Source organism: Nonomuraea sp. NPDC050451, from assembly GCF_044458585.1.
In genome coordinates this window covers 54704-75481 of the sequence record NZ_JBITHZ010000030.1, presented here as the reverse complement: position 1 = coordinate 75481, position 20778 = coordinate 54704, and the positions used below count along the sequence as shown (strand labels likewise).

22 protein-coding genes and 1 pseudogene are annotated in these 20778 nt (G+C 70.3%); 13 read left to right on the top strand and 10 right to left on the bottom strand.

What is annotated here, in order from left to right; genetic code table 11:
* The first annotated feature begins 6 nt into the window (after positions 1–6).
* From ACIBI9_RS50395 to ACIBI9_RS50380, 4 genes are all read left to right on the top strand, one after another.
* Entirely contained in the window at positions 7–1170 is a 1164-nt protein-coding gene (locus ACIBI9_RS50395) for a sensor histidine kinase (protein WP_397234175.1), read from the top strand.
* Positions 1163–1804 (top strand): response regulator, encoded by a 642-nt coding sequence (locus tag ACIBI9_RS50390; protein WP_397234173.1) that lies wholly within the window; start codon positions 1163–1165, stop codon positions 1802–1804. The genes ACIBI9_RS50395 and ACIBI9_RS50390 overlap by 8 nt, the downstream gene beginning before the upstream one ends.
* A 104-nt stretch (positions 1805–1908) precedes the next feature.
* A complete protein-coding gene (locus tag ACIBI9_RS50385) occupies positions 1909–3141 on the top strand; it encodes an RICIN domain-containing protein (RefSeq protein WP_397234172.1) in 1233 nt (410 codons plus the stop codon).
* Between the two features lie 148 nt (positions 3142–3289).
* Positions 3290–4213, top strand: coding sequence for a LysR family transcriptional regulator (locus ACIBI9_RS50380; RefSeq protein ID WP_397234170.1), 924 nt, complete (start codon positions 3290–3292; stop codon positions 4211–4213).
* Between the two features lie 11 nt (positions 4214–4224).
* Here ACIBI9_RS50380 and ACIBI9_RS50375 read toward each other — a convergent pair.
* Positions 4225–5241, bottom strand: a pseudogene (locus ACIBI9_RS50375) (amidohydrolase family protein); the annotation flags it as partial.
* 309 nt (positions 5242–5550) lie between these two features.
* Here ACIBI9_RS50375 and ACIBI9_RS50370 point away from each other — a divergent pair.
* Entirely contained in the window at positions 5551–5949 is a 399-nt protein-coding gene (locus ACIBI9_RS50370) for a DUF1761 domain-containing protein (RefSeq protein WP_397234168.1), read from the top strand.
* Positions 5950–5984: 35 nt separating this feature from the next.
* Here the strand turns inward: ACIBI9_RS50370 and ACIBI9_RS50365 are convergent, their stop codons facing one another.
* Positions 5985–8024, bottom strand: coding sequence for a cellulose binding domain-containing protein (locus ACIBI9_RS50365; RefSeq protein WP_397234166.1), 2040 nt, complete (start codon positions 8022–8024; stop codon positions 5985–5987).
* 132 nt (positions 8025–8156) lie between these two features.
* Here ACIBI9_RS50365 and ACIBI9_RS50360 point away from each other — a divergent pair, with 132 nt between their 5' ends.
* Positions 8157–9008 carry a fructosamine kinase family protein gene (locus ACIBI9_RS50360; RefSeq protein ID WP_397234164.1) on the top strand — a complete coding sequence of 284 codons (852 nt, stop codon included), beginning with the start codon at positions 8157–8159 and terminating at the stop codon, positions 9006–9008.
* On the opposite strand, the gene ACIBI9_RS50355 is transcribed toward ACIBI9_RS50360, so the two are convergent.
* From ACIBI9_RS50355 to ACIBI9_RS50345, 3 genes are all read right to left on the bottom strand, one after another.
* Positions 9005–9733: a hypothetical protein gene (locus ACIBI9_RS50355; RefSeq protein ID WP_397234162.1), complete on the bottom strand. Its 729-nt coding sequence runs from the start codon at positions 9731–9733 to the stop codon at positions 9005–9007. The two genes, ACIBI9_RS50360 and ACIBI9_RS50355, sit on opposite strands and share 4 nt — an antisense overlap.
* Before the next feature lie 144 nt (positions 9734–9877).
* Positions 9878–10348 carry a hypothetical protein gene (locus tag ACIBI9_RS50350; protein ID WP_397234160.1) on the bottom strand — a complete coding sequence of 157 codons (471 nt, stop codon included), beginning with the start codon at positions 10346–10348 and terminating at the stop codon, positions 9878–9880.
* A 45-nt stretch (positions 10349–10393) separates the two neighbouring features.
* The gene (locus ACIBI9_RS50345; RefSeq protein ID WP_397234158.1) at positions 10394–10987 is read right to left on the bottom strand and encodes an exonuclease; all 594 of its coding nucleotides are present in this window, start codon (positions 10985–10987) and stop codon (positions 10394–10396) included.
* A 114-nt stretch (positions 10988–11101) separates the two neighbouring features.
* Here ACIBI9_RS50345 and ACIBI9_RS50340 point away from each other — a divergent pair, with 114 nt between their 5' ends.
* Positions 11102–11920, top strand: coding sequence for a hypothetical protein (locus tag ACIBI9_RS50340; RefSeq protein ID WP_397234156.1), 819 nt, complete (start codon positions 11102–11104; stop codon positions 11918–11920).
* On the opposite strand, the gene ACIBI9_RS50335 is transcribed toward ACIBI9_RS50340, so the two are convergent.
* Positions 11891–13330, bottom strand: a complete 1440-nt coding sequence (locus ACIBI9_RS50335) for a hypothetical protein (protein ID WP_397234154.1) — start codon at positions 13328–13330, stop codon at positions 11891–11893. The genes ACIBI9_RS50340 and ACIBI9_RS50335 overlap by 30 nt on opposite strands.
* 70 nt (positions 13331–13400) lie before the next feature.
* On the opposite strand from ACIBI9_RS50335, the gene ACIBI9_RS50330 reads away from it, so the two are divergent.
* Complete coding sequence (locus ACIBI9_RS50330) at positions 13401–13868, top strand: DUF1772 domain-containing protein (RefSeq protein ID WP_397234152.1); 468 nt, start codon at positions 13401–13403, stop codon at positions 13866–13868.
* Here the strand turns inward: ACIBI9_RS50330 and ACIBI9_RS50325 are convergent.
* Positions 13853–14410: a CGNR zinc finger domain-containing protein gene (locus ACIBI9_RS50325; RefSeq protein WP_397234150.1), complete on the bottom strand. Its 558-nt coding sequence runs from the start codon at positions 14408–14410 to the stop codon at positions 13853–13855. The genes ACIBI9_RS50330 and ACIBI9_RS50325 overlap by 16 nt on opposite strands.
* Before the next feature lie 85 nt (positions 14411–14495).
* On the opposite strand from ACIBI9_RS50325, the gene ACIBI9_RS50320 reads away from it, so the two are divergent.
* A complete protein-coding gene (locus tag ACIBI9_RS50320) occupies positions 14496–15329 on the top strand; it encodes an alpha/beta fold hydrolase (RefSeq protein ID WP_397234148.1) in 834 nt (277 codons plus the stop codon).
* An 89-nt stretch (positions 15330–15418) separates the two neighbouring features.
* Here ACIBI9_RS50320 and ACIBI9_RS50315 read toward each other — a convergent pair whose 3' ends face one another.
* The gene (locus tag ACIBI9_RS50315; protein WP_394501085.1) at positions 15419–15649 is read right to left on the bottom strand and encodes a DUF3073 domain-containing protein; all 231 of its coding nucleotides are present in this window, start codon (positions 15647–15649) and stop codon (positions 15419–15421) included.
* Between the two features lie 151 nt (positions 15650–15800).
* Complete coding sequence (locus ACIBI9_RS50310) at positions 15801–16880, bottom strand: Glu/Leu/Phe/Val dehydrogenase (protein WP_397234146.1); 1080 nt, start codon at positions 16878–16880, stop codon at positions 15801–15803.
* A gap of 107 nt (positions 16881–16987) precedes the next feature.
* Here ACIBI9_RS50310 and ACIBI9_RS50305 point away from each other — a divergent pair, with 107 nt between their 5' ends.
* Positions 16988–17851 carry a hypothetical protein gene (locus tag ACIBI9_RS50305; protein WP_397234144.1) on the top strand — a complete coding sequence of 288 codons (864 nt, stop codon included), beginning with the start codon at positions 16988–16990 and terminating at the stop codon, positions 17849–17851.
* Between the two features lie 322 nt (positions 17852–18173).
* Positions 18174–18377 carry a developmental transcriptional regulator BldC gene (bldC, locus tag ACIBI9_RS50300; protein WP_013133571.1) on the top strand — a complete coding sequence of 68 codons (204 nt, stop codon included), beginning with the start codon at positions 18174–18176 and terminating at the stop codon, positions 18375–18377.
* Positions 18378–18500: 123 nt separating this feature from the next.
* Here the strand turns inward: bldC and ACIBI9_RS50295 are convergent, their stop codons facing one another.
* On the bottom strand, positions 18501–19151 hold the full coding sequence (locus ACIBI9_RS50295; RefSeq protein WP_397234142.1) for a TetR/AcrR family transcriptional regulator: 651 nt from the start codon (positions 19149–19151) through the stop codon (positions 18501–18503).
* A gap of 147 nt (positions 19152–19298) precedes the next feature.
* Between ACIBI9_RS50295 and ACIBI9_RS50290 the strand changes: the two genes are divergently transcribed.
* Complete coding sequence (locus tag ACIBI9_RS50290) at positions 19299–20348, top strand: LacI family DNA-binding transcriptional regulator (RefSeq protein WP_350737465.1); 1050 nt, start codon at positions 19299–19301, stop codon at positions 20346–20348.
* 120 nt (positions 20349–20468) lie between these two features.
* On the top strand, positions 20469–20717 hold the full coding sequence (locus tag ACIBI9_RS50285; protein ID WP_185069048.1) for a hypothetical protein: 249 nt from the start codon (positions 20469–20471) through the stop codon (positions 20715–20717).
* The last annotated feature ends 61 nt before the right edge of the window (positions 20718–20778 follow it).

Below are 20778 nucleotides of genomic sequence, written 5' to 3'. Positions count from 1 at the left end.
TGAGGTATGACCGGGCGGCTCGATCGATGGGAGCGGCTGCTGGAGCGCCAGATGGCGGCCGCTCCGTACGTTCTGCTCGGGACCTCCGCGGTGCTCTCCACGCTCATGGACGGCACGTCGTGGGTCATGCTCGCTCTGGCGGCGCTCGCGGCCGTCTGGATGTGGCTGGTGCCCCGGGGCGTGGTGTACGTGGCCGGGCTGGTCGTGCTGATCGGAGCGCTCTGTACGCAGGGGGTGTGGTTCGCGAGCTTCTTCGGTTTCGCTGGATACATCCACTCGTGGCAGTACCTGAAAGGGAAGTGGCGGTTCGCCGGGGTGACCGCCACGGCGGCGATCAGCGTCGCGACCTACAATGGCGGTCTGCCCGATCCCACCCCGACCGGGGTCCTCAGCTATCTGTTCTTCACCGCCGCCATCGTGGCCCTGGTGGGCCTGTTCAGCTTTGTCGGCGAGATCACGGCAGAGCGGAGCGCCGAGCGCAAGCGGATGGTGGCGCAGCTCGAAGCGACCATGAGGGAGAACGCCGGGCTGCACGCCCAGTTGCTGGTCCAGGCCCGCGAGGCAGGCGTTCTCGACGAACGGCAGCGCATGGCGGCGGAGATCCACGACACGCTCGCCCAGGGCCTCACCGGCATCATCACGCAGCTCCAGGCGGCGCACCGGACCGAGGACTGGCGGCGTCACGTGGACAACGCGATCCGGCTGGCGCGCGAGAGCCTGGCCGAGGCCCGGCGCTCCGTGCACGCGGTGGGGCCGGGGCAGCTGGAGGCGGCGCCGCTGCCTGACGCGCTGGCGGAGGTCGTCACGCAGTGGGGTGAGCTGAATGGCGTACGGGCGGATCTCACCATCACTGGTACGGTCCGTCCCATGCATCCCGAGGTCGAGGAGACGCTGCTCCGCACCGCGCAGGAGGCCCTGGCCAACGCGGCCAAGCACGCCGGCGCGTCGCGGGTCGGGCTGACCCTGTCGTACATGGAGGATGTGGTCACCCTGGACGTGCGCGACGACGGCGCCGGGTTCGATCCCGAGCGGGTCAGTGACGGCGGCGGCTTCGGGCTGACTTCGATGCGGAAGCGGGTGAGCCGCGTGGCGGGCACGCTGGAGATCGAGTCCGAGCCCGGCTCCGGCACCGCGATCTCCGCGAGCGTCCCGGCGGTGGCGCATGGCTGAGACTGTGATCCGATTGCTGATCGCCGACGATCATCCCATCGTCCGTGACGGCATCCGCGGCATGTTCGCCGGCGACCCCGACTTCGAGGTGCTCGGCGAGGCCGGAGACGGGGCCCAGGCCGTCGAGCTGGCGCGGGCGCTGAACCCCGACGTGATCCTCATGGACCTCCGCATGCCCAGGATGGACGGCGTCGCGGCCATCAAGGAGCTCGCCAGGCTGGGCATCGCGGCCCGCGTCCTCGTGCTCACCACCTACGACACCGACCGGGACGTCCTGCCCGCCATCGAGGCCGGAGCCACCGGCTATCTCCTCAAGGACACCGCCCGCGACGAGCTCGTCCGCGCGGTCCGTACGGCGGCGCGGGGCGAGGCCGTGCTCTCCCCGTCGGTCGCCACCCGGCTCCTCGGCCAGGTCCGCGCGCCCGCCGACCCGCTGAGCGCCCGTGAGCTGGAGGTCCTCCAGCTCATCGCCGACGGAGCCACCAACCGCGAGGTCGCCACGCGCCTGTTCATCAGCGAGGCCACGGTGAAGAGCCACGTGCTGCACATCTACACGAAGCTCGGCGTCAACGACCGCGCGGCGGCGGTCGCCGTCGCCTTCCGGCGCGGCCTGCTCACCCTCGAGAACGGCTGACCAAAAGTCCTGTCCACAAGAGAGAGCGCTCTCTTGACAATGGATGTGATGTTGCCGGATTGTTTCCGTAAAGCGAAAGCCGTGGATCCGATGAGGTAATCAGTATGGTCCGCACCCCCCATTTCAGAGCGTTATTCACCGTCGGCGCCGTTCTCGTCGCGCTGCTCGCCCCCCTGGCGGGCACCGCCGGCGCCGCCCCCGCCCCCGGGCCGCTGGTCTGGTCCGACGAGTTCAACGGGGCCGCAGGCAGTGCCGTCGACCAGTCGAAGTGGCGCTTCGACATCGGCGGCAGCGGCTGGGGCAACAACGAGCAGCAGTACTACACCAACAGCACCCGCAACGCCGCCATGGACGGCGCCGGCAACCTCGTGATCACCGCCCGCCGCGAGAACCCGGCCAACTACCAGTGCCACTACGGCACCTGCCAGTACACCTCCGCCCGCCTGCTCACCGCCGCCACCTTCACCAGGGCGTACGGGCGGTTCGAGGCGCGCATGAAACTGCCCCGCGGCCAGGGCATCTGGCCGGCCTTCTGGATGCTCGGCGACAACATCGGGCCGGTCGGCTGGCCCGACAGCGGCGAGATCGACATCATGGAGAACATCGGCCGCGAGCCCAGCACCGTGCACGGCACCATCCACGGCCCCGGCTACTTCGGCTCCGGAGGCATCGGCGCCCCCTACTCGATCAGCGGCGCGTTCGCCGACGCGTTCCACACCTTCGCCGTCGACTGGTCCCCGAACCTGATCATCTGGTACGTCGACGGCGTCGAATACCAGCGCCGGACGCCCGCCGACCTCGGCGGCAACCGGTGGGTCTTCGACCATCCGTTCTTCATGATCATGAACGTGGCGGTCGGCGGCTACTGGCCCGGCTACCCCGACGGCACCACGACCTTCCCGCAGACCATGTCCGTGGACTACGTCCGCGTCTACGCCCCGCCCACCAGCGGCTCCGGCGGCCGGATCACCGGCATCGGCGGCAAGTGCGTCGACGTGGCCGGCGCCGCCACGGCCAACGGCACCGCCGTCCAGCTGTACGACTGCAACGACACCGCGGCCCAGAGCTGGACGTGGAACGCCGACGGCTCGGTACGCGCGCTCGGCAAGTGCATGGACGTCACCGACGGCGCCACGGCCAACGGCGCGAAGGTGCAGCTGTACGACTGCAACGGCACCGGCGCCCAGCGATGGACCTACGACTCCGGCACCGGCCGGATCGTCAATCCCCAGTCCGGCAGGTGCCTCGACGCGACCGGCGCCAGCTCGGCCAACGGCACCCGGCTGCAGATCTGGGACTGCGCGGGCAGCGCCAACCAGAAGTGGACCCGCGCCTAGACAAGACCGGCAAAGGGCTCCTCCAGGCATGGGAGGAGCCCTTTGTAAATGTCGAAAATGATGAGAACGCGCTCTCTCAACAGCCGCCGCTAGGCGGGGATGCCGGGCACCCCTAGTCTGGTCCTCCCTGGGAGGACGGAGGGAAGCGGTGGAGCTCCGGGAGATCGAGATCTTTCTGACCCTGGCCGAGGAGCTGCATTTCGGCCGGGCCGCCGAGCGGATGTACCTGTCCCAGTCGCGCGTGAGCCAGACCATCCGCGCCATGGAGACGCGCGTGGGCGGCCGGCTGTTCGAGCGCTCCTCCCGCCGCGTGCGGCTGACCCCGCTGGGCGAGCGGCTGCGCGACCGGCTGCGGCCGGGGTTCGAGCAGATCCACCTGGCGCTGGCGGAGGCCCGGGAGATCGCGTCGGGGATCACCGGTGAGCTGCGGGTCAGCCTGCTCAACTTCGCCGCGGGCGGCCCGGCGTTCTCGGAGATCGTACGGGCGTTCACCACGGCCCACCCGGGCTGCGACGTCGTGGTGTACGAGGCGTTCCCCGGCGAGGCGCTGGGCCGGCTGCGCCGCGCCGAACTGGACGCCGTCGCCCACTGGCTGCCGATCCGCCGCCCCGACCTGGTCGTCGGCCCCGTCCTCATGCGCGACGACCGCGCGCTGGTGGTGCGGGCCGGGCATCCGCTGGCCGAGCGCGGCTACGCGACCGTGGAGGACCTCGGCGACCACCACGTGATCGACGCCGAGGGAATGGTGCCGGCCGAGACGCTGGAGGCGCTCTACCCGCCGCTGACCCCGGCGGGGCGCCCGATCGGCCGCCGCCACCGGGAGGGCCGGATGATCGAGGTGCTGTCGCTGGTGGCCCGCGGCGAGATCGTCCATCCGACGGTGGCCTCGCTGTCCGACTACTACACCCATCCCGGGGTGTCGGTGATCCCGCTGCGCGGGTTGCCGCCGTTGGAGAGCGCGCTGGTGTGGGCGGCCGAGCGGGAGACGACGGCGGTCCGCGCGTTCGCCGAGGTGGCCGGGCGGCTCAGCGGGGCCTCCAGCGCCTGGCCGGCCACGGGCTCGCCAAGCTGAAGCACCAGCCAGATCCGCGTACGGTCACACAGCACCGCCGGATCGGCCAGCGGGTCGCCGTCCACCACGACCAGGTCCGCGAGCTTGCCGGGTTCGACGGTGCCCAGGCGCTCGTCCAGCCCGAGGGCGCGGGCCGCCGTGGCGGTCGCCGCGACCAGCGTCCCGGCGGGGCTCATGCCGTGTCGGACCATGCGTACGACCTCGACGGCGGCGTCGGAGAACGGCTGCCAGTCGTGGCCGAGCGCGATCGGCACGCCGGCCGCACGGGCAGCCGCGAGCGTACGGCCGGCCTCGGCCAGGTTGTGCTCGGCGAGCTCCACCAGCGGCGGCGTCCACCCCCCATGCGAATCATCCTCGGAGAGACCCGCGACGCCGTAGTAGCACGACAGCGTCGGCACGAGGATCTGCCCGGCCGCGGCCATCATGTCCAGGAGGTCCGGACGCCGGTGGAGGTACATGCCGTGCTCGACGGTGTCCACGCCGTGCCTGATCGACAGCTCCGTGCCGGGCAGCCCCTCCGCGTGCGCCGCCACCCGGTAGCCGAGCCGGTGCGCCTCGTCCACCAGCGCGGCCATCTCCTCTTCGGTCACCTGCGCGGGCCGGGGGTCCTCCAGCTCGACCGAGCGCGCCCCGGTGGACATGATCTTGATGAAGTCGGCGCCCCGCCGCACCTGCTCGCGCACGGCCTTGCGCACCTCGTCCGGGCCGTCCGCCTCCCGGTACATCCCGTCGAAGAACCGGCCGCCGGGCGCGGTGGCCGACACGATCCGGCCGCAGGTCAGCAGCCGCGGCCCGCGGAAGGCCCCGTACCGCATCGCCTGCCTGGCCGTGACCACCGCGTCGCCGTACGAGCCGACGTCGCGCAGCGTCGTGAACCCCATCCGCAACGTCTCCCGCAACCGCGCGGCCAGGAAGTGCGCGGTCACGTCCGGCCACAGCGGCTCGGCCCCTTCGGCGGGCGCGGGCGGCGTCGCGAACACGTGCGCGTGGGCGTCGATCAGGCCGGGCAGGACGGTACGGCCCCCCATGTCGACGACCTCCGCCCCGTCGGGCACGCCGTCGCCGGCCCGTCCGACCAGCTCGACCACGCCGTCCTCGACGAGGATCCCGGCGGCCGGGCGGACGGGGCCGCCGGTCCCGTCGAACAGCCGGGCGTTCGTCAACCAGAGCCGGCCGGGGCGGCAAGGGGGATCTGAGAGCCTCATGCCCTTCATCGTTCGCCGATGCCCGCGCTGGAACAACGGCGGACCGCTCACCCCATCCATGAGCCAGACTCATCGCTGGCATGCGGAGACAGCCTTTGTTCGCCTCCTGCGCGGCTGCTCAGAATGACCGGCATGAACAGAATCAACTACTGGGCCGTAGGGGCCGCGGCGGTGGTGACGCTCGTCGCGAGCTCCGTCTACTACATGGTTTTCGGCGGGGTGTGGGCGTCGTTGCGCGGCGTGCCCACCGCCGCGCCGCAGCCCTGGGAGCTCGCGGGGCAGTTCGGGAGGAATCTCATAGAGGTGCTGGTCATGGCCGTGCTGCTGAACCGGCTCCAGATCCGCACGCGGCGCCAGGCCCTGGGGCTCGGACTCCTGGTGTGGCTCGGGTTCCAGGCCATGATGATCGCCGGTTCCGTCCTGCACGAGTCGTACCCCGTGGGGCTGTACCTCCTGCACGTCGGAGACGCCCTCATGACCACCCTCCTGGTGGTGTTCGTCCTCTTCACCTGGCGCCCCGCGACCTCCTGAGATCCGGGGCCGCCGAAGCGGCCCCGGACGCGCTGTCACCGGGTCGTGCAGACGGATCCGTTGAGGGTGAAGACGGCGGGCAGGACGTTCGGGCCGGAGTAGTTGCCCACGAAGCCGACCGTGGCGGTGGCCCCCGTGGCGAGCGCGCCGTTGCCCGCCTCGTTGACGACCTTCACGTCCGACCCGGTCTGCGTCCAGACGCCGCTCCAGCCGCTGCCCAGGCTCTGCCACGACCTGGGCCAGCTGAAGTTCAGGGTCCAGCCGCTGACCGGGGCGCCGTTGTTGGTGATGTCGATGGCGCCGACGTAGCCGCTGGCCCAGTCGGTCGTGACGGTCAGCCGTACCGAGCAGGAGCTGGAAGCGGGTGTGCCGGTCGTGAACGTCAGCGGCGGGGATGCCCACGACAGGCCGCCGCCGCTGTCACGGGCGATCACGTTGATCGTGTAGCGGGTGCCCGGCTTGAGGTTGTTCACGGTGAACGAGGTGCCGGAGGTCTCGCCGAGCTGCTCGCTGACGGCTCCGTGCTGGCGGTAGAGCTCGTACTTGGCGATGGGGCGCGAGCCGGGGGCGGCGCCGGGCCAGGAGATCGTGGCGGTCGTGTCCGTCACCTGCGAGGCCGCCGGCTGGCCGGGGGCGCCGGGAAGGCCGGTCTGCGGGGACGCGGGGTGCAGGACGAGGGTGGTCAGGGAGAGGGGCGGCAGCGTCTGACTGGCCGCGGTCCCGCCGGTCGAGGTGGTGATACTGGTGGCGCCGTTGGTGTGGGTCAGTACGGTGGGAGCGCCGGCCGCGGGAGTGTAGCCCGAGTAGTCGATCGCGACGGGGTACGACGTGTCGTTCGAGGTGTTGATCAGCATGACCGCCAGGTCCCCGTTGGGCCGGCGGGCGGCGTGCGCGACGACCTTGGCCTGGTCGGTCGCGGCTCGGACGAACTGGTCACCCGGCCGGGCGAACTTGCTCACCATCTGCAGCGCGTAATAGGGGGCGAAGGGCGTGTTGAGCGCCGGCTCGCAGACGCTGTTGTCGGAGGTGCACGTGCCGCTCGACAGCAGGCCGAAGTCGCCGTAGTCGGTGTGCCCCTCGACCTGGGTGACCGTGCCGATGCCGTTGTGGACGTTCCACCAGTCGACCGTGAACACCCCGTTGGCCAGCAGCGTCGCGTACGCGTCGGCGGCGGCCAGCGCGCCGGGCTGGGTGTTGGTGCCGTTGCTGCTGGACCCGGTGTTGAACTCGGTCATCGCGATGCCGATCCGCTCCGAGCCGGGGCCCACGTACTTGGCGAGCTGCTGGCGGGTGAGCTGGATCATGTCGGTCACGTGGCCGGTCCTGTCGAGGGCGCCGGGGTACCAGTGCAGGATCACGAAGTCGATCTTCGATCCGGCGTTCGAGAGGACGACCTTGTTCCAGGTGCCGCTGTCGCCGTCGGCGGTGATGGCGTCGGGCCAGTTGGCCGCCGTGGTCAGCACCGCGCCGATCTTGATGGTCGGGTCGACCGCCTTCATGGCGTCCGCGTAGGCCACGACGTTGCGGGCGTACTCGGCCGGGCTCTTGTCGGCGTGGTCGTCGGCCTCCCAGGCGGAGCCGTAGTGGCCGTTGCCGTAGTTCTCGTTGCCGATCTCCCAGTATTTGATGCCGTAGCCCTTGGTGACGTTGGCCTGGCGGACCCAGGCCGCGGCCTCGTCGGCGGTGCCGGTGCCGTAGTTGGCGGTCACCATGGCCTGCGCCCCGGTACGCCGCACGCCGCGCATGAACGTGTCGAAGTCGGTGTTGGGCGCCACGTAGCCGCCGGGGGCGGTGTGGGTGGCCCAGTGGTAGATGTCGGAGTACGACCCGCCGGGATAGCGCAGCATCTTCACGCCGGCGTCCTTGAGCCGGTCGGCGGTCTCGTCGGTCCCGAGATTCGTGTCCCAGATCGCATGGTTGGACCCGATGCCGGTTCCGGGGACGGTGGCGAGCGCGGCGCGCGCGTTGACGGTCACCGCTACCGGGGTGACGTCGTCGGCGTGCGCCGCGGGGGCGTTGAGGGCGGTCAGCGTCAGCAGGAGGGCGGACGCGGCTCGTAACAGCGGTCTGGGCATCGGCGTACCTCGCCATGGATAGCGGAATTCACTCGACGCCTCCTCCTGACCAGGAGGCATCATGATCATGAGGTGCGCCGCCTCACCCGTCAAACACCGTTGAAACTTTCATGGGGGCCGATCGTGGATCTCTTGCTCGCACGCCTGAGGGAGGCCGGGTTCGACGCCGTGTCCGCGGAGGCGGCCGGCGGGGGAGTGGTGGCGCTGGCCGGCCTGGCGACCCTGCGCGACGGCTCGCGGGTGTTCGCGAAGACCCTGCGCACCCCCGTGCCCGGCCTGTTCGAGGTGGAGGCCGAGGGGCTGCGGGCGCTGCGCGAGCTGGGCGGCGTCACCACGCCCGAGGTGCTGGCGGCCACCCCTGACCTGCTCGTGCTCGAACCCCTGCCACCGCGCCGCGACGAGGAGGAGCGCTTCTGGGAGGACCTGGCCCGCACCGTCGCCACTCTCCACACCACGACCGCGGCCGACAGGTTCGGCTGGCACCGGGACGGCTGGCTGGGCCGGCTGCGCCAGGACAACACCTGGGACGCCGACGGCCACGCGTTCTTCGCCGAGCGCAGGATCCTGCGCTGGCTGCCGGAGCCGCTGGTGGAGGCGGCGTTCGGCCGCGAGGAGCGGCGGGCGCTCGAACGCCTGTGCGCCGCCCTGCCCGACCTGCTCCCGCCACGGCCGCCGGTGCTGACGCACGGCGACCTGTGGCGCGAGAACATCCTGTCCGGCCGCGCGGGGGATCCGGCGCTGATCGACCCGGCCGTCTCCTACAGCTGGGCCGAGGCCGACCTCAGCATGCTCTGGTGCTCGCCGCGCCCGGTCGCCTCGAACCGCTTCTTCGAGGTGTACGCGGACGCGGCGCACCTGGCCGACGGCTGGCGGGACCGCATGCGGGTGTTCCATCTGCGCGAGCTGCTGAGCAGCCTCGCCCACGACGACAACCCCCGGGAGTCCGCCGAGGCCGTACGGGAGATCATCCGGCCCTTCGCCTAGTTGTACTTGTACAGCCTGGTGGCAACCCGCCGGTTGTGGTCGAAGAGCGAGGCACGGTACATGCTGACGGCGAGGTCCCCGTGCTCGGCCTTGCCGCAGGTGTTCACCCCGGCCAGCTGGTGGATCTCGAAACGGGCGGTCGGGTCGCCGGCGATGAAGTATTCGGCGCGGGCCTGGTACTGGTCGGCGCTCGTGTCACAGGCGAAGACGACCGTGTTCCGCTCGTTGAAGCACAGGATGGAGGCGCCCTTCGTGGAGGTGCACGTCTTGGACCGGGACCGCGCGGCGGCCGTCGTGACCCGCGTTTCCCGCTTTATCGGATATTTCGTGATGTTGCGGACGGTCTTCCATCGCCCGAACCGCACCCGGTGGTTGCCCTCGTAAACCGCCGCCCGGAACGTCACGATCTTCCCGATCTCTCGGTTGCCCCGGACTTCACCCTTACGCCCCAGGTTGTGGATGACGTACATGGTGCCCAGGTAACCGTTGAGGTAGTACTCCACGGTGGCGTGGCGCTTGTCGTTCGCCGTGTCCTCGATCGTGATGCCCGGACGGTCGCTCCCGTCCGGCCCCACGCAGGCCTCCGCGCCCTTGACCCGGACGCACTCGGGCTCTGCCGCGACCGCGGCGGCGGGTGTGGACACGGCCACCGCCGGGACGGCCGGCCGGGGCTCCGCCTTGGGCGCGGGCTCCGTCTTCGCCGCCGCCCCGTCAGCACTGAACACGGTGGCCGCCACCGCGACCGCCGCTATGAATGTACGACCTAACGCCACTCGAACCTCACCAGCCTTACGAGTCACACGCGCTTTGTGTGGGTGTGACGCGAAAGATGCGGGAAAGGTTCCGATTCGGGGCCGTTCAGTCGCCGTTCACGGACGATCGGTCTTGGACGTCAGCGTGGCCAGCGTGAGCAGCAGCGCGCTCTGGGCGAGCATGCCGGGCGCGAGCGGCGGCGCCTGGCCGACCGACTTGGTGAGCGCGTACCACCATTGGGTGAGCGGGGAAAGGGTGTCCCACGTGGGATCGGCCGCGCCCGCGCCGTGGTTGACGGACACGTGCATGAAGACGCCGTACGCGGACGCGAGCAGCACCACCAGCGCGACCACCCGTACCACGGTGACCGCCCGGGGAGTGTCGCGCAGGGCGAGCAGCACCAGCGCGAACCCCAGCAGCACCAGGGCCACCCACGGGATCAGCTGAACCGGGCTCTGCCAGTGGCGTTCGAAGGCGAGCTCAAGAGCGGCGCCCATGATGCCGATCGCGACCAGCCCCAGGAGGCCGAGACGCACCACCGCGCGGCCCGTCGAGAGGGCAGCGGGCTTCACCGAGGTCGAGGTCATGCGGGACCACCGTCCGATACGAGCGAGGGGGAATCTCCGATCCCCTCAACGCTCTCCGGACTCCCTCAGAGCTTCCTGTGCGGATTCTGAAGATCTCGTGAGAATGACCGCCTCGAACATCTGCGCCAGCTCCGCCGCGTCATCCCCGGCGTGATGCGTGTGCGGCAGCCCCTCGAGCCCCAGCCGCCGCTTCATGGTCCTCTTGCCCGTCTCGCGCCACTCGCAGCCGGTCTGCCCCATCCAGTAGCTCCGCAGGTCGACGCCTGAGCCGGTCGCACCGAACGGGCTCTTGCCGACGAACCGCATGAAATACCAGTGCACGAACATCCCGTCCCACACCGCGGGCGCGGCCAGGAACACCGGGCGGCCGACCTTCCGCAGGCCGTCGACCCAGCGGGCGGCCGCCGCCATGGCCACCTCGGGCGCGGGCGCCTCCCGCAGCAGCCGGTCACGGTCCAGGCCCGAGACGGCCAGCGCCTCGGGCACGAAGTCGTCGGAGATCGGCCGCAGCTCCGTGTAGAAGGTCAGGTGGGGCCGCCCGGCCACGGCCATCCCCAGGGAGATCATGCTGTAGGGGCCCGGGATCGGCCCGTCGGCCTCCACGTCCACGGCGACGTACAGCTCAGGAAGTCGGGACACGGCTGAAAGCGTAGCTGCACGACATCTGCACCACATCCGCACACGGGGCTGGTGGATCCGGCGGGGTCGCACGCGGTGTGCTCGAAGAGCAGCCTAGTGGGGGAGGCGTCGCGCATGGACGAACCGATCGTGGACCCCGCCGTCTCCCGGAGGGAGCGGCGGCGGATCTTCGGTGTCCGGACGCTGTTGCTCGGGCGCCGGGAGCCCGCGCCGCCGCCGTGGATGAGACGCCTGCTCGCCGTCGCCGCGGGGGTCACGGGGCTGAGCGGCGCGCTGTTCGGCGCCGCGGCCCTCAGGACCGACCACGAGTCGGCGGGGATGGCGGGCCTGATGGTCTTCCTCGTCACCGTGCTCTACATCGGCCTCTCCCGGCCCGAGCCGGAGCCGAGGGGCGGCGCGCATCACGTCCACCCCGCCGAGCTGGACTCCCGGGCCCTCACCCTGCTGGCCCGGGCCAGGCAGGCGATCATGGAGGTGACCGACTCCCGGGTGAATCGCCTGGGGCTCCTCGACACCGTCGCCAACGACGTCGTGCTCCCCGAGCGGCTGTGGCACATCGCCCGCCTCCTGCGTACGCAGACGGAGCTGCGGGCCGAGCAGGCCGAGGCGCGGGCCGAGATGATGACACCCGAGCTGGCCGCCGTGCTCGAACCCCAACAGGAGGCCCTGCGGCGCTCCGTGGCGGCGGTCACCGAGCGGGTGTGGGAGCTGGAGGTGTACGCCGGCCTCGTCAAGGCGGCCGACTCGGCCCTGCGCGCCCAGGAGCTGCAGCGCAGCAACGACCGATATCGGGACCTGCTGGCGCAGACGGGCGACGCCGAGGGCCTGCGCGACCTGACCGAGCAGGCGGACACGCTGGCCAGGAGCCTGCGTGAGGCCGTGGAGGCGGGCCAGACGCTGGCCTCAGAAGTCGCGCCACTCGTCGAACCATGACCCGGCCTCGCCCGAGGGCACGCCGGCCCGCGCCGCCAGCGCCATGAAGGCGTCGCCCGCCTCCTCCCGCCGCAACGTGTCGATCATCCCGTGCCGTCCGTCGAGGTCGTTGAGCCTCTCCACGAACTCCCGCAGCGTCTGCCTGGCGTCGGCCACCCCGCCCGGGTCGTCGGCGCTGAGCCGCCCGATGGCCTCGGAGGCCGTCGTGTAAGCCCGGCACGCCGCCGCCCCGGCCCGCCGGTCGTCGTCCACCCAGTTGCGCAGCGGATTGTCGATGTTGGCGGCCAGCCACTTGTCCGACTTGGCCCCGCGCAGCCGGACCTGCACCTGCGAGCCCCGGTAGCGCTGCTTGATCGGCCCGCTCTGGCTGCTCCTGAGCGAGGCGACGCTGAGGTGCCGCAGGGCGCCGCCGGGCGGGGGCAGCATCGAAGCGTCGACCCCGTACGCGTCGACCAGCTCCAGCGTGTGCAGCTGGGGGAACGCGGTCGCGCCGACGAGCCCGCCGTAGGAGCGCAGCCACTGGATCCGCAGCGACTCCAGCTCGGCGAGCCCGTCGAGCGCCGAGAGCCGCAGGTCGCCCGCCACCTCCATCGCCACCTCGCGCACGCCGCTCAGCCCGGCGGGGACGCCGGAGCGGGTCGTCAGGCGGATCCACCGCCCGCCGGCGGCCGCCGTGACGAGCTCGGGCGGCGCCGCGTCCAGGCGCAGGCGGGTCAGGGTGGGCGGCAGGACGAGCCGGCGCGGCGAGGCTCCGGCGAACGTCAGCTCGTTGAGATGCGTCCCGCCCAGATCGACCTCGGCGGGCGGGTCGGCCCAGTGCAGGCTGGTGATGATCGGCCGGGACGAGAGGGCGGCGGCCAGGCCGCGGTCGGGCCCCGCCCAGGTCAGCGAGGTCACCCGGGGCAGCGCGTCCAGCCCGGCCCAGCGGACCTCGCCGTGGAGCTCCCGCAGGTCGAGCCCGGACACCATGGCGGGCCTGCGGATGCGCAGGCCGCCGAAGTCGGCCTCGATCTGCCCGGGAGCGGCGCCCTTGTAGGCGGCCTTCACCTCGTCGGATACCCGCAGGTCCCAGTGCCGCTGGAGGACGACCTGCACACCCAGGGCGGGCCACCCGCCGTACGCGTTGGTCGAGCGCGGCATGGCGGCGTCCACGGGCAGCGACCCGAGCCGGACGAAACCGGCGGGCAGCGGCGCGGACGCGTCGACGGACAGGATCTGGGGCACGCCCTCCCAGCTGTGGTGGTCGATGATCAGCGGGTGGGCCCCGCGCAGGTCGTCGAGCGCGGGCACCGCGTCGGAGTGCCAGTCGAACACGCACACCGTCAGCTCGCCGCCCGCCGCCGTCACCTGGCAGGCGCCGAAACCGCCGAGCGGCAGCGGCATGGCCACGACCTCACCGATCTCCAGCATGCCCGGCAGGCTAGCAACCGCGGGCGACAACCCTGTGGAAAAGATCTGACCCGCGCGGGATCATTGCCGCATGGACGTACTCGCGGCCGTCGCGTTGATCCTCGCCCTCGTGCTCAACGGCCTCATGGCAGGGGTCTACTTCGCGTTCTCGACGTCGGTGATGCCGGGCCTCGACGCCGTCGACAAGGAGCAGGCGGCAGCCGTCATGCGGAGCATCAACCGGAAGATCCTCAATCCGGCGTTCCTGTCCACGTTCACGCTGGCGCCGATCCTCGCGCTGATCGCCGGGATCCTGCTGTTCGTGGCCGGGCCCGGCAGCCTGCCGGGCATCCTGGCCGTCGCGGGCGCCGTCGTCGCCTTCGCCGGCTCGATCATGGTGACGGGAGCGGTCAACATCCCGCTGAACAACGCGATCGACGCGGGCGAGGCCGACTGGGCGGACTATTTGCCCCGCTGGACCCGCTTCAACGCCGTGCGCGGCTGGGCCTGCGCGCTCACCGTCGTCCTCCTGGGGGCCGCGCTCTACGTCTGGGAGTGATCCGGCTTGTGTCGCTGGTAGTAGCGGGCGACGCGGATCCGGTTGCCGCAGAGCGTCGGTGAGCACCAGCGGCGGCGGGGGTGGGCCGGGAGGAAGAGCATCCGGCAGTCGGGGGCCTCGCAGGAGCGGACCTTGCCCACGTTGGGGTCCGTCAGCAGGTCGACGGCAGCCTCGGCGAGCTGCGTGAGCAGCCGGCTCACGCCCGTGCCGTCCCGCCGCGTGACGCTCGCGAAGACGACTCCCCGGGCCTCCAGCTGAGGATACGGCGGGGAGAGCCGCAGGGCCTCGTTGATCGCCGCGATCGACTCGGGTGGCGCGGGGACGGCCTGGCGGGCGGCGTCCAGGGCCGCCTCCACATGAGCGCGCAGGCTGCGGACGGCGGCCAGGTCGTCGGCGGGGAAGGGTGCGTCGGGCAGGGTGAGGCGGTCAGACTGCCTGGCCAGCCAGTCGTCGAAGTCGGCGGCCCGGGCCAGCGCGTCGTGGTCGCGGGTCCGCGTGTTGACCAGGTCCAGGGCCAGGGGCTCACCCGTCAGCAACTCCATGCCGCTAATGCTACATCCATGGGTTGACCCATTAGGACCTTTCGGTCTATAACTAATGCGTCTTCGAGAGAAAGAGGCATGTGAGATGCAGATTCCATACGTGCGGCACGGGTTCGTGGACGTCGACGGGGTCGAGGTCTTCTATCGGGAGGCGGGGCCGGAGGGCGGCGTCCCGCTGCTGTTGCTGCACGGGTTCCCGTCCGCGTCGCACCAGTACCGGCGGCTCATGGACGCCCTGGGCACCCGCTATCGGGTCATCGCGCCCGACTACCCCGGATTCGGGCACACGCGGACCCCCGACGGGTTCGAGTACTCCTTCGACCGGCTGGCCGACGTCATAGAGGGGTTCGTGAAGGCGATCGGGCTCGGGCCGTTCGTGCTGTACGCGTTCGACTTCGGCGGGCCCGTCGGGTTCCGGGTGGCCGAGCGGCATCCCGAGTGGATCGCGGGGCTCATCGTGCAGAACGCCAACGCGTACGACGAGGGGCTGTCCGAGATGGCGCGCCAGGCCGTCAAGACGCCGTCCGGCGAGCTGTTCACGCTGCCGTTCACCCGCGGCCAGTACGAGGACGGCACGACGGACCCGGCGCTCGTGGCGCCCGACGGATGGACGCTCGACCAGCACTTCCTGGACCTGCCGGGACGCAAGGAAGCGCAGCTGGCCCTCGCCCGCGACTACGCCGGGAACCTCGCGCGCTACCCGGCCTGGCAGGAATGGCTACGCCTGCACCGCCCGCCCACCCTGGTGCTCTGGGGACGGGGAGACGCGATCTTCCTGGAGGCGGGCGCCCACGCGTACCGGCGGGACGTGCCCGAGGCGGAGGTGCACGTGTTCGACACCGGGCACTTCGCGCTGGAGGAGAAGCTGCCGGAGATCGCGCCGGTCATCGCGGGCTTCCTGGAAAAGACGACCACGTGACGAAAGCCCCACGGTTGCCCGTGGGGCCCGACGAGCGTGAAGGAGGATCCAGCGCGGACGCCGACCTCCGTCACGTCAACCAGGAACGGCTACCGACGGCCGGAAGGGCGGTCGTCCTCGTCGTCTCCGGCGCCATAGTCATCGGCGTAATCGGCATAGCGATCCGCCAGCTCATCGTTGAGGTCGTCGGCGTCGTCATTGCTGCTGGAGTCTCCGACCCCGAGTTCATCGCGAAGACGATCAAGATCCGTGCCACCGCTGTTGTACTTCAGCTGGCGAGCAACCTTGACCTGCTTGGCCTTTGCTCGGCCGCGCCCCATTGGCTCGACCCCCTCGTGTGGGGTCGTCCCCGACCCCTCGTCGCTAACGCACCACACACTGACGCCGCTTCTCTTTGGGCGTCAGCCTATCGTTCGCCTATTACCGTACCTGTTTTGTGCCCAGCTCGGTACGTCGTATGGGCGTGGGGCGTCAGCCGCCCAGCCAAATGCCCCTAATACGCCCGACTTCCGACATTCTGCGCTCGGCTAGCCTATCCGCTGCGACAGCGGGAGGAACGCCCTCATCGGCAGCGATTTGGAAGATCTTCAGGGTCGTGTCGTAGATCTGGGTGGCCTTCGATCTGGCTCGTTCCATGTCGAAGCCTTCGATCTCGTCCGCGACCTGGATCACGCCTCCCGAATTGACGACATAGTCGGGTGCGTAGAGGATGCCGCGCTCGGCGAGCTGCTTCTCGACCCCGGGGTGGGCGAGCTGGTTGTTGGCGCCGCCGCAGACGATTTTCGCCCGGAGCCGGGCGACCGTCGCGTCGTCGAGGGCGCCGCCCAGCGCGCACGGCGCGAACACGTCGATGTCGGATCCGGTCAGCTCGGCCGCGTCGGCCACCACGTCGACCTCCGGGTGGCGCAGGCGTACCCGTTCGACGGCCTTGGGGGCGACGTCGCAGATCACGACCTCGGCGCCGTCCTCGCGCAGGAGCTCGACGAGGCGGTGGCCCACCTTGCCGACCCCCTCGACGCCGACGCGCCTGCCGTGCAGCGACGGGGTGCCGTACACGCGCTCGGCCGAGGCCCGCATGCCCTGGAACACGCCGAACGCCGTGAGGATGGACGAATCCCCCGCCCCGCCGTAGGCCGGCGAGCGGCCGGTCACGAAGCGTGACTCGCGGGCGATGACGTCCATGTCCTCGCTGTAGGTGCCCACGTCGCAGGCCGTGATGTAGCGCCCGCCGAGCGACTGCACGAACCTCCCGTACGCGCGCAGCAGCGCCTCGTTCTTGTCGTGGGCCGGGTCGCCGATGATGACGGCCTTGCCGCCGCCCAGGTCGAGCCCGGCCAGCGCGTTCTTGTAGGACATGCCCTTGGCGAGGTTGAGCACGTCGGCCAGGGCCGCGCTCTCGCTCTCGTACGGATAGAAGCGGGTGCCACCCAGCCCAGGGCCCAGGGCCGTGTTGTGGATGGCGATGATGGCACGCAGGCCGCTCTGCTCGTCGGCGCAGAACACGACCTGCTCGTGGACGTCCTTTTGGGACGAACCGAAGACGTCGGTCACGGTAGTGACTCCCTGTCCGGTCCGCCGCACCTTTGCGACGGAGATCACCTCACAGCGTAGTAAGCCACAACGGTGCACGCAGGTTCGCTTCATGACACGATGCCTCCGTGCTGCCCTATGCCGCCTACCTCCGCGTCTATGAGCCACTGACCGCGTTCGCCGAACCCGAGCGCAAGGTGTGGGCCGACTACGCCGACTCACGGGACCGCCCGCGCCGCGCGAACGCGCTCAATGCGGAGCACGGCGAGTCGGTCATGCGCCTTCTCGGTATGCCCCCTCAACCCGTTCCCGCCCAGGAGAGCCCCAACGCCTATCTCCGGCGTGTTGAGGACCGTCTCTATGTCTGCCCCTGGCAAACCCGTTTGCGCTCGTGGCTGGCGTTCTCAAGGCTGCGTGGCGCCACTCCTGTGAAGCTGATGGACCGCCTGGTGCCCAAGGGGATCGCCGACCAGGTGGCGGACGACTTCGACCGGTACAAGCGGCAGGCCGGTTCGTCCGCGTTGCGTACGCACATTCGCACCACGGCGTGGCATGTGCCGCCATCGTGGTTCGTGCCGTTTGATGGGAACGAGCGCTGGCTGGTGCTCGGCTCCGCCAACCCGGGACAGGACGTGACGACCGCTACCGGACGCAACCTCATCTACGTCACCTCCATGGCACAGGCCAGGAGGCGGGCGGCCAGGGCGCTCAACGTGCTGCGCAGGCACCTGGGCGACGTGGCGGCCAACTTCGACGTGGAGGACATCGCCAGGTGGCTGGAGGAGTTCCACCCGCACTCGCTGGTCGAGCTCGACTACGGCGGCCTCGTCCACCTCATGGACGACGACGCTCTGCAGGCCGACCAGTCGGTCGCCGAGCTGTCGGCCGCTCTGACCGGCCTGGACACGGGTCAAGAAGAACTTGCCTACGCCATGTACCAGAGGGTGATCCTCCGGTGGAAGTCAATGCAACAGCTGGAATCTGCCAACTGAGGCTCAATACGACCGTCTGACCTGCATGAGTAGGTCACGTCTCACGGCTGCTCTCTTCTGCGAACTGAGTAGTTTGCCGTTTTCACTGCGATACCACGAACCGTGTCGCTAGAATCACCGAGCGTGACATCGCCGCGGGGGCGGGCAGTTGGGTCAAAGAAGGGCTCGCCAATCGCTCTGCGTGGCGGTATGGTCACATCGGGTGATGCCGCATATGGCTCAGAAAAGCCGCACGCTCTGTGCCATAGGGGGACATCCGTGACACGCGCAAAGGCAGTCACAGGATCGCTAAGCCGGTCCACACGGAGGAGAGGCCGCACAAATGTCAGCTCGTACACCCGAGGCCGAGCCACTGCTCACGCCCGCTGAGGTCGCGACCATGTTCAGGGTCGACCCCAAGACCGTTACGCGGTGGGCCAAGGCGGGTAAGTTGACGTCGATTCGCACCCTCGGCGGTCATCGGCGTTACCGGGAGACCGAGGTCCGGGCACTGCTCGCGGGGATTCCGCAGCAGCGCTCGGAGTAAGTGAGGGTCGTCACGAATCCTCAGGGGGGTTGAGGGTGAGCCAGGCCGACGGCCTGGTCCACCGCTGTGACGGCACAACGTCGCATGGGAGAGTTGGCGCCGCCCGCCCGGCGCCATCCTTCTCTACTTGAGGCGCTCCAGCAGTGTGGCCACGTCGCCGTCGTAGGCGGCGGCCACGCCGAGCAGCGCGACCATGTGATCGACGAGCATCTTTTCCAGCGTCGGTCGCTCTATGTCACGGTGCTCGAGCCAGTCGAGGCCGGCCGTCTCCACGGAGGCGATCCACGAGCGCAGGGTCGTGCGCAGCACCGGGCTGGCCTCGTCGACCCGCATCTGCTTCAGGATGAGGCGGAAGAGTCGCCGGCGCACGCCGTCGACGATCTCGCCGACCTCGCCCACCCTGTTGGCGGGCCCCCCGCGCAGCAGCGCGGCGAACCCGGCCGCGTGCTCCTCGACGAAGTCGAAGTAGCGCCTGAGCCCGGAGGCCAGCTCCTCGAGCGGCCTGCCGCCCTCATGAGGGCGAAGCCGGGACTCCAGTTGCTCCGCCGCGCTCTTCAGCGCGGCCACATAGAGCTCCTGCTTGCCACCGAAGTAGTGGTAGACCAGGGCCCGCGAAGCGCCCGCCGCCGAGGCCACGTCGTCGATCGAGACGTCTTCCGCGTCACGGGTGCTGAACAGCTCGAGCGCGGCCGCCATCAGCTCCTCGCGACGCCGGTCGACGCTGAGCCTGCGCCGCGCCGGACGTGCCGTCTCGGCTGACTTCCCGGGTGTCACACCTGCACAGTAGCCGACGCCGTGCCACCGGTTCCCCGGGTCAACTCGCGATGATTCCGTGAGTCAAACGGTGAGAAGGCCGTACCCTGCGGCGAACTCGATCGTTTGGTCAGACAGGTGCCCATATCCGCATCGCGGGGGAGACACATGTCAGGACCGCCCGTCAACACTTCAACCATTACCGAGCTCAGAGAGGTAGACACGCTGCCTCGGCCCAGACCGACCATCCGCAACGTCGCCGAACGAGCCGGCGTCTCGAAATCGCTGGTCTCTCTCGTGCTGCGCGGATCCCCGCACGTGAGCGAGCACCGGCGCCAGGCCGTGCTGCAGGCCGCCCGCGAACTCGGCTACCGGCCGAACGCGGTTGCGCGGAGCCTGGTCGAAGGCCGTACGCATCTGGTGGGCGCGCTCGTCGCCGACCTGCACAATCCGTTCTACGCAGAGTTCCTCGACGGTCTGCAGGAGAGCCTGCACGGCGACGGCCTGCGCATGCTCATAGGGAACAGCCAGTGGGACCCGGCGTTCGAGGACGAGGCCGTCGAGGCCTTCCTCGAGCTCAGGGTGGACGGGCTGGTCCTCCTGGGCATCGCGCCGACCAGCGAGACGCTGATCGAGGCCACCGCCTACACCCCGACCGTCGTCGTAGGGGAACGTGACATCGAGCTCGACGGAGTCGACATCGTGGTCGACGACGACCAGCTCGGCGCTCGCCTGGCCATCGACCACCTGGTCGAGCTGGGCCACAAGCGCATCGCGCACATCGAGGGCCGGCGCTCGTCGCGCTGCGAGGGTTACCTCGTGGCCATGCGCAGGCACTCGCTGGCGCCGTACATCATGGTCGAGGCCGCGGACTCGACCGAGGAGGGTGGCAGGGAGGCGGCAACGGCGCTGCTCACCCGCGACCCCAGGCCCACGGCGATCTTCGCCGCCAACGACGTGGTCGCGCTCGGCGTGCTCTCGGCCGCCAGCGACCTGGGCCTGCGAGTCCCGCAAGACCTCTCGGTGGTCGGCTACGACAACACGCACCTGTCGGCCTCCCACCACATCTCGCTCACCTCGGTCGACCAGCCCCGCCGCACCATGGGAAGGTCGGCGGCGGCGCTGCTGAGCGACCGGATCGGGGACCCCGCCAAGGTCTCGCGCCTGCGTGAGATCCGCCCCGAACTGATCGTGCGGCGCAGCACGGGTCCCGCCTAAGAGAACATCAAAGCTGGGTCAAGCCGCGCGGAGACGTGGCCGCGCGGCTGTTTACTCGTCAGGGTCATGCTATTTGTGACCGGATCCGATCCGGTCATGATCTGATCCGGGGGAACAGTCATGCGTGATCCGGAACTAGTGTCTTGCGCCCAGCGCGCGGCGGCCGAGCTCGAGCGCGCCTGGGGCCACTGGCGGGCTGGGAGGGGGCGGGGCGTCGACGGCGCCGCTGAGTCGGTCGCCAGCTACGTCGCCCACTCCCTCGACCACCCGTGGGGCCGGCCCCGCGTCGTCCTCGGGCTCGACGCCGAGGACGCGCGGGAGCTGGCCGCCCTGCTGGAGCGCCAGGAGATCGGCGAGCGCGTCTGGTGAGGGCCTAGGGGCCCTGCCAGTACGTACGATTCCCCTCCACCTGCCGTAGTTGCCATAAGAC

Bases quoted from the DNA above. Each gene is read 5' to 3' on its own strand.
- ACIBI9_RS50395 (WP_397234175.1), top strand. From the start codon at position 7: ATGACCGGGCGGCTCGATCGATGGGAGCGGCTGCTGGAGCGCCAGATG.
- ACIBI9_RS50390 (WP_397234173.1), top strand. From the start codon at position 1,163: ATGGCTGAGACTGTGATCCGATTGCTGATCGCCGACGATCATCCCATC.
- ACIBI9_RS50385 (WP_397234172.1), top strand. From the start codon at position 1,909: ATGGTCCGCACCCCCCATTTCAGAGCGTTATTCACCGTCGGCGCCGTT.
- ACIBI9_RS50370 (WP_397234168.1), top strand. From the start codon at position 5,551: ATGAACAGAATCAACTACTGGGCCGTAGGGGCCGCGGCGGTGGTGACG.
- ACIBI9_RS50365 (WP_397234166.1), bottom strand. From the start codon at position 8,024: ATGCCCAGACCGCTGTTACGAGCCGCGTCCGCCCTCCTGCTGACGCTG.
- ACIBI9_RS50350 (WP_397234160.1), bottom strand. From the start codon at position 10,348: ATGACCTCGACCTCGGTGAAGCCCGCTGCCCTCTCGACGGGCCGCGCG.
- ACIBI9_RS50340 (WP_397234156.1), top strand. From the start codon at position 11,102: ATGGACGAACCGATCGTGGACCCCGCCGTCTCCCGGAGGGAGCGGCGG.
- ACIBI9_RS50335 (WP_397234154.1), bottom strand. From the start codon at position 13,330: ATGCTGGAGATCGGTGAGGTCGTGGCCATGCCGCTGCCGCTCGGCGGT.
- ACIBI9_RS50330 (WP_397234152.1), top strand. From the start codon at position 13,401: ATGGACGTACTCGCGGCCGTCGCGTTGATCCTCGCCCTCGTGCTCAAC.
- ACIBI9_RS50325 (WP_397234150.1), bottom strand. From the start codon at position 14,410: ATGGAGTTGCTGACGGGTGAGCCCCTGGCCCTGGACCTGGTCAACACG.
- ACIBI9_RS50320 (WP_397234148.1), top strand. From the start codon at position 14,496: ATGCAGATTCCATACGTGCGGCACGGGTTCGTGGACGTCGACGGGGTC.
- ACIBI9_RS50315 (WP_394501085.1), bottom strand. From the start codon at position 15,649: ATGGGGCGCGGCCGAGCAAAGGCCAAGCAGGTCAAGGTTGCTCGCCAG.
- bldC (WP_013133571.1), top strand. From the start codon at position 18,174: ATGTCAGCTCGTACACCCGAGGCCGAGCCACTGCTCACGCCCGCTGAG.
- ACIBI9_RS50290 (WP_350737465.1), top strand. From the start codon at position 19,299: ATGTCAGGACCGCCCGTCAACACTTCAACCATTACCGAGCTCAGAGAG.
- ACIBI9_RS50285 (WP_185069048.1), top strand. From the start codon at position 20,469: ATGCGTGATCCGGAACTAGTGTCTTGCGCCCAGCGCGCGGCGGCCGAG.